13 protein-coding genes are annotated in these 13,981 nt (G+C 63.6%); 7 read left to right on the forward strand and 6 right to left on the reverse strand.

All coding sequences use genetic code 11. The annotated features are described in order from the left end of the window. Nucleotides 1–5: 5 nt before the first annotated feature. Nucleotides 6–1,451, reverse strand: coding sequence for an NAD-dependent succinate-semialdehyde dehydrogenase (locus M0D67_RS29025; RefSeq protein ID WP_266240645.1), 1,446 nt, complete (start codon nucleotides 1,449–1,451; stop codon nucleotides 6–8). A gap of 311 nt (nucleotides 1,452–1,762) precedes the next feature. Between M0D67_RS29025 and M0D67_RS29030 the strand changes: the two genes are divergently transcribed. Further along, nucleotides 1,763–1,966 carry a cold-shock protein gene (locus M0D67_RS29030; RefSeq protein WP_007181784.1) on the forward strand — a complete coding sequence of 68 codons (204 nt, stop codon included), beginning with the start codon at nucleotides 1,763–1,765 and terminating at the stop codon, nucleotides 1,964–1,966. 100 nt (nucleotides 1,967–2,066) lie between these two features. Here the strand turns inward: M0D67_RS29030 and M0D67_RS29035 are convergent, their stop codons facing one another. From M0D67_RS29035 to M0D67_RS29045, 3 genes are all read right to left on the reverse strand, one after another. Continuing rightward, nucleotides 2,067–2,792 (reverse strand): ABC transporter ATP-binding protein, encoded by a 726-nt coding sequence (locus M0D67_RS29035; RefSeq protein WP_266240646.1) that lies wholly within the window; start codon nucleotides 2,790–2,792, stop codon nucleotides 2,067–2,069. A 47-nt stretch (nucleotides 2,793–2,839) separates the two neighbouring features. Next, entirely contained in the window at nucleotides 2,840–3,679 is an 840-nt protein-coding gene (locus M0D67_RS29040) for an ABC transporter permease (RefSeq protein ID WP_266240652.1), read from the reverse strand. A gap of 85 nt (nucleotides 3,680–3,764) precedes the next feature. Beyond that, nucleotides 3,765–4,826 (reverse strand): aliphatic sulfonate ABC transporter substrate-binding protein, encoded by a 1,062-nt coding sequence (locus tag M0D67_RS29045; RefSeq protein WP_171929410.1) that lies wholly within the window; start codon nucleotides 4,824–4,826, stop codon nucleotides 3,765–3,767. Between the two features lie 415 nt (nucleotides 4,827–5,241). Here M0D67_RS29045 and hpnJ point away from each other — a divergent pair, with 415 nt between their 5' ends. The 3 genes from hpnJ to M0D67_RS29060 all read left to right on the forward strand — a co-directional run bounded on the left by hpnJ (nucleotide 5,242) and on the right by M0D67_RS29060 (nucleotide 8,947). Then, nucleotides 5,242–6,663, forward strand: coding sequence for a hopanoid biosynthesis associated radical SAM protein HpnJ (gene hpnJ / locus M0D67_RS29050; protein WP_266240647.1), 1,422 nt, complete (start codon nucleotides 5,242–5,244; stop codon nucleotides 6,661–6,663). After that, the gene (hpnI, locus tag M0D67_RS29055; protein ID WP_168435923.1) at nucleotides 6,660–7,844 is read left to right on the forward strand and encodes a bacteriohopanetetrol glucosamine biosynthesis glycosyltransferase HpnI; all 1,185 of its coding nucleotides are present in this window, start codon (nucleotides 6,660–6,662) and stop codon (nucleotides 7,842–7,844) included. Before hpnJ ends, hpnI (M0D67_RS29055) begins: the two co-directional genes overlap by 4 nt. 77 nt (nucleotides 7,845–7,921) lie before the next feature. Further along, a complete protein-coding gene (locus tag M0D67_RS29060; protein ID WP_266240648.1) occupies nucleotides 7,922–8,947 on the forward strand; it encodes a flippase-like domain-containing protein in 1,026 nt (341 codons plus the stop codon). Nucleotides 8,948–8,957: 10 nt separating this feature from the next. On the opposite strand, the gene M0D67_RS29065 is transcribed toward M0D67_RS29060, so the two are convergent. After that, nucleotides 8,958–10,361 (reverse strand): ATP-binding protein, encoded by a 1,404-nt coding sequence (locus M0D67_RS29065; protein WP_266240649.1) that lies wholly within the window; start codon nucleotides 10,359–10,361, stop codon nucleotides 8,958–8,960. Continuing rightward, a complete protein-coding gene (locus tag M0D67_RS29070) occupies nucleotides 10,361–11,020 on the reverse strand; it encodes a response regulator transcription factor (RefSeq protein ID WP_154565655.1) in 660 nt (219 codons plus the stop codon). The genes M0D67_RS29065 and M0D67_RS29070 overlap by 1 nt, the downstream gene beginning before the upstream one ends. 354 nt (nucleotides 11,021–11,374) lie before the next feature. On the opposite strand from M0D67_RS29070, the gene M0D67_RS29075 reads away from it, so the two are divergent. The 3 genes from M0D67_RS29075 to hpnK are packed head-to-tail and all read left to right on the forward strand — an operon-like array spanning nucleotide 11,375 to nucleotide 13,832. Then, the gene (locus M0D67_RS29075) at nucleotides 11,375–11,716 is read left to right on the forward strand and encodes a hypothetical protein (protein ID WP_171929407.1); all 342 of its coding nucleotides are present in this window, start codon (nucleotides 11,375–11,377) and stop codon (nucleotides 11,714–11,716) included. Nucleotides 11,717–11,728: 12 nt separating this feature from the next. Next, entirely contained in the window at nucleotides 11,729–13,018 is a 1,290-nt protein-coding gene (gene hpnI, locus M0D67_RS29080; protein WP_171929406.1) for a bacteriohopanetetrol glucosamine biosynthesis glycosyltransferase HpnI, read from the forward strand. Next, entirely contained in the window at nucleotides 13,008–13,832 is an 825-nt protein-coding gene (gene hpnK / locus M0D67_RS29085) for a hopanoid biosynthesis-associated protein HpnK (RefSeq protein WP_154565652.1), read from the forward strand. Before hpnI (M0D67_RS29080) ends, hpnK begins: the two co-directional genes overlap by 11 nt. Nucleotides 13,833–13,981: the final 149 nt, after the last annotated feature.

Genomic DNA, 13,981 nt, shown 5'->3' on the forward strand with positions numbered 1-13,981 from the left:
GCGTTTTAAGCCGCCGTCACCGAAACCGCCTTGGTAACCAGATAACCTTCCATCGCCTCCGGACCGCCTTCCGACCCATAGCCCGAATCCTTCACGCCGCCAAACGGCATTTCCGGCCAGGGCGTGGCAGGCTGGTTGATCCACAGCATGCCGACTTCCATCTGTTGCGACAGCAGATGCACGTTGCGGAACGACTTCGTGAACGCATAACCCGCGAGACCAAACGGCAGACGGTTCGCCTCGGCGATCGCTTCTTCGAGCGTGTCGAAACCGCGGATCGCGGCGATCGGGCCGAACGGCTCGTTGTTGAACACGTCCGATTCGAGCGACACGTTGGTCAGCACGGTCGGCGCGAAGAAGTTGCCTTCCGAGCCCACGCGTTCGCCGCCCGTCTCGATCTTTGCGCCGGTCTTGCGCGCGTCGTCGAGCACCTTGCTCATCGCGGTCAGACGGCGCGCATTGGCGAGCGGTCCGATGGTGGTGCCTTCCGCCAGACCGTCGCCGAGCTTGAGACCTTCAGCATGCTTGACGAGCGCCGCGGCGAATTCTTCGCGGATGCTGTTGTGCACCAGAAAGCGCGTCGGCGAGATGCAGACCTGGCCGGCATTGCGGAACTTCGCGGCACCCGCGGCCTTGATGGCCAGCGCCACGTCGGCGTCTTCGGCCACGATCACAGGCGCATGACCGCCCAGCTCCATCGTCGCGCGCTTCATGTGCGTGCCGGCCAGCGCGGCCAGTTGCTTGCCGACCGGCGTCGAGCCGGTGAACGTGACCTTGCGGATCACCGGATGCGGAATCAGGTAGCTGGAAATCTCCGCCGGATCGCCGAACACGAGGCCGACCGTACCGGCCGGCACGCCGGCTTCGACGAACGCCTGCAGCAACGCCGCCGGCGACGCCGGGGTTTCTTCCGGCGCCTTGACGAGGAACGAGCAGCCGCACGCGAGCGCCGCGCTCAGCTTGCGCACGACCTGATTGACCGGGAAATTCCACGGCGTGAAGGCCGCCACCGGGCCGATCGGCTCCTTGAGCACGGTTTGCTGCACCGCCAGATTGCGCGGCGGCACGACCCGGCCGTAGACGCGGCGGCCTTCGTCGGCGAACCACTCGATGATGTCCGCCGCGGACAGCACTTCGACGCGCGCCTCGGCGAACGGCTTGCCCTGTTCCTGCGTCATCAGGCGGGCGATGTCGGAAGCGCGCTCGCGCACCAGGGCCGCGGCCTTGCGCATGGTGGTGGCGCGTTCGTTGGCCGGGATCTTGCGCCAGGCTTCGAAGCCGCGCTGCGCGGCGGCCAGCGCGCGATCCAGATCGGCGATACCGGCGTGAGCCACCTTGCCGATAGCTTTGCCGGTGGCGGGGTTGATGACGTCGAGGGTTTTGCCGCTGGCGGCGTCGCACCACTCGCCGTTGATCAGAAGACGGGTGTCGGTATAGCTCGAGGTGGCCATGCTGGGTTCCTGTAAGTGGGGAGAACGATAGCTCGCGCGGTCGTGATGCATTGGGCTGACCCTGCGCGGCCAAGGATGGACTGCCGATACCAATCATCTTATCTGATTGCGCGCGATCGCATCGGCGCTGAGCCCACGGGCGGCGGGCGGCACGGGCTTTGCTACTCCGGTTGCCGCGGCGCAGAAACGGGTACCTGAGGGCTACCTGAGCGGTGCCGCGCAAACAGGCGTAAAGTCAAGCAGCAGTAGCACGAACCGGCGGGAGCCGGTGAATGCAACCCAATCAACCAAGGTGCAAACGAGGAATCGACATGCCAACCGGTACAGTGAAGTGGTTCAATGACGCAAAGGGCTTTGGCTTTATCACACCGGACGACGGTGGGGAGGATCTGTTTGCCCATTTCTCGGAAATTCGCAGCGAAGGGTTCAAATCGCTGCAGGAAAACCAGAAGGTCAGCTTCGAAATCAAGCAGGGACCGAAGGGCAAGCAGGCGGCGGACATCAAGCCGGTGTAAAAGCAGTGACCGGTCCGCACGCGCAGGCGGGCGGACCGGCAGTGGTTTTTCGCGTCCAGGCGCGATTCGCTCGCGCTTCTAACGCAAAACGCGAGTCGGGTTACGCGTAGGCGTTTCGCGCCTCACCCATCCCATCGAGCAATTCGTTTCGCACGCCGGCGAGCGCCGTGTCGCGCCGGTCACGCGGATACGGTGCGGCAACGTCGATGTCGCACACCAGCCGTCCGGCGCCACGCTGTCCCTCAGTGTTGAGCAGCAGGACGCGATCGGACAGATACAGCGCCTCATCCAGATCATGCGTGACGATCAGCGCCGCCGAGCCGTGCGCGCGCGTTAGCGACAGCAAGAGGTCCTGCAGGCGCATGCGGGTCATCGCGTCGACGGCGCTGAACGGCTCGTCGAGCAGCAACAGGTCGGGCTGGGAGAAGAGGCCGCGCGCGAGCGCCACGCGTTGCGCCATGCCACCCGAAAGCTGCTTGGGCAATGCCGCGCCGGTGCCGGCCAGACCGACCTCATCGAGCAGTTGGCCCACACGCGGGTCCGCGCCTCGCCGTGGACCGGCGGAAAACGCGATGTTGTCCGCCACGCTCAGCCATGGCAGCAGGCGAGGCTCCTGAAAGATCACGCCAAGGCGCGGCGACGGGCCGTGTTGCGCCAGCCCGTCGAGCAAAATCTCCCCCTCGAAGTCGCGATCGAGGCCGACCAGCACGCGCAGCAGCGTGCTCTTGCCGCACCCGCTAGGGCCGACCAGACTGACGATCTCCCCGCGCCCGATACCGAACGTCACGCGTTCAAGCACTGCGCGTGCTTCGTAGCGCTTGCTCACGGCACGAACCTGGAGCAGCGGCGGCCGACTTGAAAGATCTGCTGCGTTCAACGCGCACCTCGCCAGGAAGACGGGTCGTTCGCCGTATCGCGCCATGACAGCACGCGCGCTTCGATCGTTTTAAGGATGCTGTCGCTGAGCTTGCCGAGCAGGGCGAGCAGCAGAATTGCGCCGAACACGAGATCGGGCCGGCCGGTTTCCCGGCCATCGCTCAGCAGATAGCCGAGGCCGCGGGTGGCGGCGATCAGTTCGGCGGCGACCATGAACATCCACGCGAGACTCAAGCCCGTGCGCAGTCCGGTGAAGATCTGCGGCAATGATGCGGGCAACAGGATGCGCGTGAATAGCGCCCGCGGACTCAATCGGTTGACTTCGCCGAGTTCGATCAGTGTCCTGTCGACGCCACGAATGCCGGCCACGACGCTCAATTGCACCGGAAAAAACGCGCCGATGGCAACGAGCGTGATTTTCGGCGCTTCGTCAATGCCCATCCACAGCAGCAGAATCGGCACCCAGGCGAGCGACGGAATCGCGCGCAGTGCCTGAAACGCAGGGTCCAGAAGTGCGTCGAGGCGGCGGCTCAAGCCCATTGCCGCACCGAGCAGAAGGGCGAGTGCGGAGCCGATGCCGAAACCCACGAGTACGCGCATCGAGCTGGCGCCGATGTGGCGGGTGAGACGCTCGCCACCCAGTTGCCACAGCGTTTCAGCAATCGTGCTCGGCGCCGGCACGAGGTGCGCCGGCAACACCGAAGCACGCACCAGCACTTCGATCATGGCAAGAAAGCCAAGCGGCAGGATCAATCCGGCCATGCGCCAGCGCTTGAGCGGGTCGCGCGGCAGCGGCGCGGCGCGCGTTGCATCGGCGGCTTGCGGCGCGCGATGCATCGCGCGTTCATCCGTTGTGTGCGATCGGTGCTGAAGTCCGAGCGATTCGTCGGTAGCCATGGGAGTCGGTCGGAGGCGCGCCGGCTCACTGGCCGCTGTTCGCGGCGATAACAGGCTGCGCCGTCTTCACGTCGATCAAGGCGTCGATGACCTGATTCAGATCCGTGCCCGGTTTCACCAGTTGCTCCTGCGCGAGAATCGGCGCGGCCGCTTTGAGTGCGGCAAGTTGCTGCGTGCCCGGCTGCGGATGGCCGAAATCGTTGCGGCTCAGTTGCAGTCTGGCGACCGGCAGCGACAGCTTCGATTCTTCCGAGATGATCTTCGCGGTTTCCTCTGGATGCGCGGCGATCCACAGGCGCGCTTTCTCGTACACCTTGAGCACCTGCGCGAGCGTCTCGGGATGGTCGCGAATGAAATCCTCGCGGGCGTCGAGCAAGCCCCACGTATTGAAGTCGACGTTGCGATACAGCAGCTTCGCGCCGTCGTCGATTTGCGCGGCGGCCATGTGCGGGTCGAGGCCGGCCCAGGCGTCCACCTGGCCGTTGGCGAGTGCGGTGCGCCCGTCCGGGTGCTGAAGGTTGACGATCTCCACGTCGTCGCGCGAGAGGCCTGCGGTATGCAGTGCGCGTAAGGTGAAGAGGAACGGGTCCGTGCCCTTGGTGGCGGCGATCTTCTTGCCCTTCAGGTCCGCGAGGGTTTTGATCGGCGAGTCCTTGCGTACCACGAGCGCGGTCCATTCGGGACGCGAGAAAACATACACGGCGCGAATCGGATTGCCGTTGGCTTTGGCGAGCACGGCGGCCAGACCCGCCGTCGAACCAATGTCGATCGCGCCGCTGTTCAGATATTCGAGCGCGCGATTGCTGCCGAGGCTCAGCACCCATTTGACCTGAGTGTGCTGTGGCGCGAGTTCCTGCTCAAGCCAGCCATTGCGCTTGATGACGAGGCTTTCCGGTGAATAGTAGGCGTAGTCGAGTTTCAGTTCGGCAGGCGGCGCGGCGCGTGCGATACCCGGTGCAAGGAGGGCGAGCGCGGCCGTTGCCGCGATCAGCAACGCGCTCAGGCCGGCTTGCAGACGTTTCGCATGCTGCGGGTGTGAGGAAATCGAAGAAAGCGAAAAGCGCGCCGTGCCCCGCGGGATTTTCATTGACTGGTCCTGTGATGGTCGTTTAGTTGTGACCGGTCAATGTAGTCAATGCGCATGCTGAACTGAACCAATAAAAACTCACAATCAAAGCAGATCGGCCGCTATGGCGGATGTGGGCCGCTCATTTTTCGTCCTCGGCTGGCTCGACTGGGTGAGACATGTTTCGCGCTGACAGACAGCGGCACTGCAATTAATGTGTTTCGCCTATAAAATACGAAAGCGCATGCGGGGCGGAGCCCGGTATGAACCACTTAGAACAATGTGGGCCGGGAGTATTTTTCTTAAGGTTTCCTTCAGCTTTGCTCCGTAGTATTTGCGCGATTCGCTGTGCCCGCGCGCATCCCCACGGGCAATAGTTCCGATAGTTTTCCGACAGAAAACTGAAAGCGCCGATCAAAGGCTTGCTGGAGCATTAATGAAAACCCTCTTCTTGCAAGCGCCGTCGTACGACGGCTTCGATGGTGGCGCGGGTTCGCGCTATCAGGCCAAGCGTGAAGTGCGCTCGTTCTGGTATCCGACGTGGCTCGCGCAGCCCGCCGCGCTCGTCCCCGATAGCCGCGTACTCGACGCCCCCGCCGACGGCCTGTCCGTCGACGCATCGCTCGACATAGCACAGCAATATGACCTGGTGGTGATCCACACCAGCACACCGTCCTTTCCCACCGACGCCCTGTTCGCCGAAGACCTGAAGAAGCGCAAGCCTTCGGTGCTGATCGGCATGGTCGGCGCGAAGGTCGCGGTCGATCCGCACAATTCGCTGACCGCGAGCGAGGCGATCGATTTCGTCTGCCGTGAAGAATTCGACTTCACCTGCCAGGAAGTCGCTGAAGGCAAGCCGTTCGCCGGGATCAAAGGCCTGAGCTATCGCGCGGCAGACGGTTCGATCGAGCACAACGAAGCGCGCCCGATCCTGGAGAACATGGACGAGCTGCCGTTCGTGGCGCCCGTCTACAAGCGCGATCTGAAGATCGACAACTATTTCATCGGCTACTTGAAACACCCGTACGTGTCGATTTACACGGGTCGCGGCTGCCGTTCGAAATGCACGTTCTGCCTGTGGCCGCAAACGGTGGGCGGGCATCGCTACCGCACGCGTTCGACCGAGAACGTGCTGGAAGAAGTGAAGTGGATTCGCGACAACATGCCTGAAGTCAAGGAGATCATGTTCGACGACGACACCTTCACCGACTTCAAGCCGCGCGTCGAGGAAATCGCCCGCGGTCTCGGCAAACTGGGTGTGACGTGGTCCTGCAACGCGAAGGCGAACGTGCCGTACGCGACGCTGAAGATCATGAAGGAAAATGGCCTGCGCCTGCTGCTGGTCGGCTATGAATCGGGCGACGACCAGATTCTGCTGAACATCAAGAAGGGCCTGCGCACCGACATTGCGCGCCGCTTCAGCGAAGATTGCCGCAAGCTCGGCATCAAGATTCACGGCACCTTCATTCTCGGCCTGCCTGGCGAGACGCAGGACACGATCCAGAAGACCATCGAGTATGCGAAGGAAATCAATCCGCATACGATCCAGGTGTCGCTTGCCGCTCCGTATCCCGGCACGACGCTTTACAACCAGGCGGTCGAGAACGGTTGGCTGGAAGAGAACAAGGTCATCAACCTCGTCAGCAAGTCGGGGGTGCAGCTCGCGGCGATCGGCTATCCGCATCTGTCGCGTGACGAGATCTACCACCAGCTCGAAAACTTCTATAAGCGCTTCTATTTCCGTCCGTCGAAGATCTGGGAAATTCTGCGCGAGATGCTCACGAGCTGGGACATGATGAAACGGCGCCTGCGTGAAGGCGTCGAATTCTTCCGCTTCCTGCGCGCCCACGAGGCGTGAGCGCCGTGCATCTGCTCGCCGTCACGCTGGCCTATGCGTGTGCGGCGGGGGCGGTTTTCGGCATCGCCTACACGGTGTTGGCGGGTGCCCTGATCGGCCGGTTCTTCGCGAGAGCGGTGTCCGAGCCGACCAGCTTTCCGCCGGTCACGATTGTCAAACCGCTGCACGGCAACGAGTGGGCGTTGCTCACTAATCTCTCGAGCTTCTGTCAGCAGGACTATCCGGGCCCCGTGCAATTCCTGTTCGGCGTGCATGATTCGGCCGACCCCGCGTTGCAAGCCGTCGAGGATCTGCGGCGGCTGCATCCGGAAGCGGACATCACCGTGGTCGCCGATGCGCGTCTGTACGGCCCGAACCGCAAGATCAGCAACATCCTCAATATGCTGCCGCAGGCCCGGCACGACGTGCTGGTATTCGCCGACAGCGACGTGAGCGTCGGTCCGGATTATCTGCGCAATGTAGTCGGCGAATTGCAGAAGCCTGGCGTCGGTCTCGTCACCTGCGTGTATCGCGGTGCGCCCGATCCCGGTTTCTGGCCGCGATTGTCGGCCAAGGCCACCAACTACCAGTTCCTGCCCGGCGTGGTGACGGGGCTTGCGCTCGGTCTCGCACGCCCTTGCTTTGGACAGAGCATCGCGATGCGACGCGACACGCTGGAAAAAATTGGTGGCTTCACGCCGTTCGTGCAGCACCTGGCCGAGGATCACGCGATCGGCGAGGCCGTGCGCATGATCGGCGAGAAAGTGGTGATTCCGCCGTTCACGATCTCGCATGCCTGCGTTGAAAACAGCGCGACGAAACTGATCGCGCATGAACTGCGCTGGAGCCGCACGATTCGCAGCATCGATCCGCTTGGCCACCTCGGCTCGGTGCTGATTTTTCCGCTCGCCTTTGCGTTGCTCGCCACCGCGTTCTCGGGTGGCGCATGGTGGGCGTGGTCGCTTGCGCTGGTCGCCGTCTGCGCCCGACTCGTTTTGAAACTGCTGTCCGACCGCGCGTTGCGGCAGGCGCATCGCGACCTGTGGCTGTTGCCGTTATGGGATATCGTATCGTTTTCGATTTTCGTGGCGAGCTTCTGGTCCTCGCGCGTGATCTGGCGCGGTTTCAGTTTCAAGGTGGATGGCGACGGCCTGTTGTCGGCGGCGCAGGACGGAATGACGGATGAACAGCAGGCTGGGTAAGCAATGAAGCGCGGGTATCTGGAAGGGAGTTGCGAGGACGATGCAGCGTGCCGGAAGCACGCGCGAAGGGTGGCCCCATGATGAAGCATCTCGGCCGCCTCGCCGCGCTTGCCGGCTTGCTGGTGTCACTGTGGCTGGTCTGGCAGGACAATCCCGGCGCCGTGCTTGGTGCACTGCGCGCGGCGGGCGCCGGCCTCGTTCTCGCGGCGATCGCGCACGTGCTGCCGATGCTCGCCAATGCCTGCGACTGGCGCTCGCTGATTCGCGGCGCGAACCGGCCCAGCATTGCCAACATGCTGCATCTGGTCTGGGTGCGCGAATCCGTCAATTGCATGTTGCCGGTGGCGCGTATCGGCGGCGAGGTGGTGTCGTTCCGGATGCTCAAGCGCTGGGGCGTGCGGCCGTCTACGGCGGTCGGCAGCATCATCGTCGATATGCAGCTCACGGTGATCAGCCAGTTGCTGTTCACGATGGTCGGCATCGGTTTTCTGTTCGCGCATGCGCACTCCGACACGCTGCGGCTCGCCGGGCAACTGGCGTGGGGCGTGGTGGTGCTCACGCCGCTGCTGGTGCTGTTCGCACTCGTGCAGCATGCCAGCCCGTTCGAGCGCATCACACGCGCGCTCAATCGGATGACGAGCGGCAAGCTTGCCGCGCTCGTCGGACAATCCGCTCAGATCGACCAGGCCATCAAGCTGATCTGGCGCCGGCGCGGCGTGGTGCTGCGCTATCTGTTCTTCTGGCAACCGCTGCAGTGCTTCCTGACGTCGCTCGAAATCTGGCTCGCGCTGTACTTTCTCGGCGTGCACGTCACGCTGGTCGAGGCGGTGGTGATCGAATCGCTGATCCAGGCGATCAGCAGTGCGGCGTTCTTTGTGCCGGGCGGTCTGGGCGTGCAGGAGGGCGGTTTCATTCTGATCGGCGGCGCGCTGGGTCTCGATCCTTCCATCTGCCTCGCGCTCGCCGGCGCGAGGCGCATTCGCGATCTGCTGGTCTTCGTGCCCGGACTCATTGCGTGGCAATTTGCCGAGTCGGGCAATCGCGAGCCGAAGCGGGCGGAATCAGCAGGGCGGACGGTCGTGGGCGAAGCCAGCCAGCGCTAGTACAACACCTTCATTCTTCCGCTCCCGCATAAGCGGGAAACGACACTTCCACCGCCAGACCGCGCTCGCCGATCCCTGTGCCGAGATGCAGGTTCGCACCGAAATGCTCGGCGATCCTCGCGACGATCGACAGGCCCAGCCCGCTGCCGGTGGCCTGATTGCCGGTCGCGCGGAAAAACCGGTTTGTGAGGCGCGCGAGGTCGCTAGGCGCGACGCCGGGGCCGTCGTCGCGCACGGTGAGCTGCACCCGGCCCGCGTCATACTGCACCGCGACCTCGATGCTGCCGCCGGTGCGGCCATATTTGATCGCGTTATCGAGCAGATTGTCGAGCAGGATACCCATCAGCACGGGCTCCGCATTGATCTCTGCGCGCATGTCGCCGGTGAGCGCCACGCGAATGTCCTTTTGCTGCGCATTGGGTTCGTTGGCAAGCAGCGCGTCTTTCGCCACGGTCGCGGGTCTGAGTGGCGATGTGGCGAGCGTTTCGTGCGCATCCAGACGCGCGAGCAGCAGCAACTGCTCCGCGAGCCGCGCGCTGCGGTCGACGCCTTGCACCACGCGTTCCATTGCCAGCCGCTGTAACGCGGTATCCGATTCGGCCAGCGCGACCTGCGCCTGCACCTTGATGGCGGCGAGCGGCGTCTTCAGCTCATGGGCGGCGTCGGCGGTAAACGCGCGCTCGCGTTCGATAGAGTGCCGCAAGCGCGACAGCACCAGATTGATCGCGTCGACGAGCGGGCGCACCTCGGTCGGCGCGCGGCCAATATCGACCGGTTCCAGCCGGTTGATATCGCGCGCGCGAATGGCGCCGGAGAGGACCTTGAGCGGCACAAGGCTCCAGCCGATGCTGAACCATACCAGCAGCGCCAGCACCGGCAGCGCGAGCAGCGTAGGGCGGGCGATCCGGCTCGCGACGCCGCTCACCAGATCGCTGCGGGTATTGGCCGGTTCGAACACGCGCACCGTGTGGCCGAGCGCGGTGTCGCGCAAGGTGAACGTGTGCCACATCTGACCACCCAGCGTCATGTTTTGTGCGCCGCTGGCGGGCGGCACCGGTAAATCCCATGCTTGCAGCGCGCGCAATTGCGGGCTGCCCGCCAGCACCTCGCCGTTCGCGCCGCGCACCTGGAATAGCGCGTCGCGCGGCAGGGAATCGTCGTCGTCGCTGTCGTTCGCGCCGGGTTCGCCGCCTTTTTCTTCTTCGCGCACGTCGATGCGCGCATTGGCCAGGGTGGTCAGATTGCGCTCGTCGAGCAGCGCGAGGATTTGCGCGAGCTCCGCGAGGCGCGCTCCTTCCCATTCGCCGACTTCGCGCGTGGCCTGACGATAGCTCGAGATCAGCGCGATGCCCCACATCAGCACGATGCTGGCCAGGACCAGCATCATCAGACGGCGGCGTATCGATGCCGACATTACGCTTTCTCCACCACGTAGCCGATATTGCGTACGGTTCTGATCAGCTTGGCGCCGAGCTTTTTGCGCAGGTTGGACACATGGACCTCGATCGCATTACTTTCGATTTCTTCCTGCCATCCATACAAACTCTCTTCGAGGCGCGAGCGCGACTGGGGAATGCCCTGATTGGTCAGCAACTGCATCAGGATGGCCCATTCGCGCGAGGTGAGGGGCACGCGCGTATTGCCGACTTCGACGGTTTGCGCGGCGGGATTGACCGTCAGATCCTGATAGCGGATCAGCTCGACGCTGCGCCCCTGCGCGCGGCGCAGCAGGGCCCGGCACCGGGCAATCAGCTCGGTCAGGTCGAAGGGCTTGCCGAGGTAGTCGTCGGCGCCTGCTTCGAGGCCGCCGACGCGGTCCACCACGGTGCCCTTGGCGGTCAGCACGAGCACCGGCACGTCCTTGCCGGCGTCGCGCAGCCGCCTCAGCAGGTCCATACCCGAAACCCTGGGCAAGCCGAGATCGAGCAGGACCAGCGCATAGGCGGTGGTGTCGAGGGCGAGACTGGCCTTGTGGCCGTCGCGGGCCCAATCGACCGTGAAACCGGCTTGACGCAGTCCCGCTTCAATACCGCAGCCGATCAGGTCGTCGTCTTCTACGAGGAGTACGCGCATGGGGGAGAGATTCCGTTTTATGTCTATTGCATGGCGGTGACAGTTTTTTTAAGCAAGCGCCGAGTCACACACCCGAAGTGTAGCTATCATGTTCATTGGACGCTTTATACCTCTTTCTTGCTTAAGGTTTCCTTCAGCTTGAATCGCTACTATCGCCCCTCAGCAGGTAACTGTCGCGTGGCTCGACATGAGCGCGCGAACTACGTCATGTTGTCAGGTCATCGCAACTTAATCGTAAGCACATCGATGGAATGTACGGTTGGCGCTTCTGTCGGCGCGTTTTACCGGCGCAGGTGCCGGCGAATCGCGCCACTGCACGATGCCGCGCGTTCCTTCAGGTCACGAGACCACGCCATGAAGCCAGTCACCACCGACATGCTGCGAGCCCATCTAATGGCGGCTTCGCTTACGGCCATGGGTACCGAAGCGCTCGCTTTACTGGCACTGCTGGTGCTGCCGGTTTCGCAGCAGGTCTTCAGTTCCACGGGGTTTCAGACTCTTGCTCTCGCGCTGATCGTGAGCGGTGTCATCGTGATGCGCCTATTCGCGCAGGCCGCTTTCGACCTCGCGATTCAGGGCCAGTACGCCACGCTCGCCGGCCGGCCGGTGTTGATTGAGGCGGACTGTCCGCGGCGCTGGTTCGTCGTTCTTCATCTACGCTTTACCGGCAAACCGTTCGTGCTCGCCGGGCACTGACGGCTACAGGCGATGGTGGCGCACGCATTGACAGCATGCCAATGGATCCTGTTATCCGGCTGCGTCTCGGCCTCGCTCTATGCGATGCTGGCAGCGGTGGCGATGCCGTTCTTCACGGTGCGCCGCGGGGCGCGCGCAACGGTCGCTAGCGTCCCGGCTGCCGCCAGTGCCGCCGCCCGGGCTTCGCATTCTCTGCCTCCTTTCACGAATGTCGGCGTCAGCGTGCTCAAGCCGCTGTGCGGCGCCGAGCCGCGTCTCTACGAAAATCTCAGAACCTTCTGCGACCAGCGCCACGGGCATTTCCAGCTCGTCCTCGGTGTCTCTTCGCCGGACGATCCCGCCATCGCCGTGGTGCGCCGTTTGCAGGCCGCCTATCCGATGCACGACATCGAGCTCGCGATCGATACGCGCGTGCACGGCAGCAATCTCAAGGTCAGCAATCTGATCAATATGGCGGAGCGGGCGCGCCATGACCTGATCGTGATCGCGGATAGCGACATCGCCGTCGAAGCGGACTATCTCGACACCGTAGCGGCGCCGCTCGCCGATCCGCGCGTGGGGGTGGTGACCTGTCTCTACGTGGCGCAAGGCGTCGGCGGTTTCTGGCCGCGGGTCGGCGCGCTGTTCATCAACGAGTGGTTCGCGCCGTCGGTGCGGGTCGCGCATGCGGCCGGGTCGCGCCGCTTCGGTTTCGGCGCGACGCTTGCCTTACGCCGCGCGACGCTCGAGCGCATCGGCGGTTTCGCCGCGCTGAAAAACTGCCTCGCGGATGATTACTGGCTTGCCGAACACGTGCGTGCGCTTGGGCTGAGCACGGTGCTTTCGCGCGTGATGGTGGCCACCGATGTCATCGAGCCGACTTTTTCCGCCTTGTGGCAGCGTGAGACGCGTTGGCTGCGCACGATCCGCTCGGTGAACACGCTTGGCTTTGCATTTCTGTTCATCACGTTTCCGACGCCCTGGCTCGTGGCCGGCGCGTGGCTTACATGCAGTCTCGCGAACGGACCGTCCGCCGGCGTGCATCTGTGGGCGGCACTGGTGAGCGGCGCCAGCACGGCGGCCGGGTTTGCTGCGCGCATGCTGATGCATCTGCGTTCCGCGCGTCACGAACGTACTTTCTGGCGCGACTTGCCGCTCGTGCCGTTGCGCGATACCTTGCTGGCACTGCAATGGCTCGCGGGCGCGTTCGGCTCGCATGTGGTGTGGCGTGGCGCACGCGTGCCGGTTGAGGCCTCCGCATCGACGACGCGCGCGAAGGCATTGGGTGTGATTGATGTCATGGAGACTTCGGATGGCGGCTGAGCCACGCGGCCTGATCGTTACTGCCGACGATTTCGGCCTGCATCCCCGGGTGAATCTGGCGGTCGAGCAGGCGCACCGGCACGGCGTGTTGACGGCCGCGAGCTTGATGATCGGCGCGCCTGCCGCGGCCGATGCGGTGGCGCGTGCTCGCGAACTCCCGGGGTTGCGGGTCGGTCTGCATCTGGTGCTGGCCGATGGCGACGCGGTTACGCCGCGCGCGGGGATTGCCGCGTTGCTCGACGAGCATGGCCGCTTTGGCGACAACATGGTGCGGGACGGGGTGCGGTTTTTCTTTTTGCCGCACGTTCGCAGACAGTTGGCGCGAGAAATTCGCGCGCAGTTCGACGCTTTTGCGAGCACGGGGTTGACGCTCGATCACGTCAACACGCACAAGCATTTTCATTTGCATCCGACGGTGCTTGGGTTGATTCTGGAGATTGGCCGCGAGTACGGGATGCGGGCGATGCGTTTGCCGTTCGAGGTTGGTGCGCCGCTATGGTTGCGGCCGTGGATTTCATGGGTGCGGGCGAGGTTGGATCGGGCTGGGATCGTGCACAACGATTATGTTGTTGGGATTGCTAATAGTGGGCGGATGGATGAGGTTGCGTGGCTTGCTGCGCTTGCCGATTTGCCACATGGGGTGGGGGAGATTTATTGTCATCCGGCGTTTGCTGGTGATCGGGTTTTGAGTCATGGGATGAGGGATTATCGGCACGCCGAGGAGCTCCAGGCGCTGTTGTCGCCAAGGGTTGCCGATGCGATTCGGCATTTGGGGGCTCGGGTTGGTGGGTTTGGGGATGTGCTCAGGGTTTGATTTCTTTGCCTGCGCGGCGCTTTTGTCCGTGTTCTTAGGGCGTTGGCCTTTTCTTGAATTGGTAGTGGCCTGCTTGGCGGTTGTTGTCTGTTTGCCTGGGGCGTTGGCCTTTCCTTGAATTGTTAGTGGTCTATTAGCGTTGCCCCTGT

The sequence above is a fragment of the Paraburkholderia sp. SECH4 genome, from assembly GCF_030511745.1.
GTDB classification, from domain to species: Bacteria; Pseudomonadota; Gammaproteobacteria; order Burkholderiales; family Burkholderiaceae; genus Paraburkholderia; species Paraburkholderia madseniana.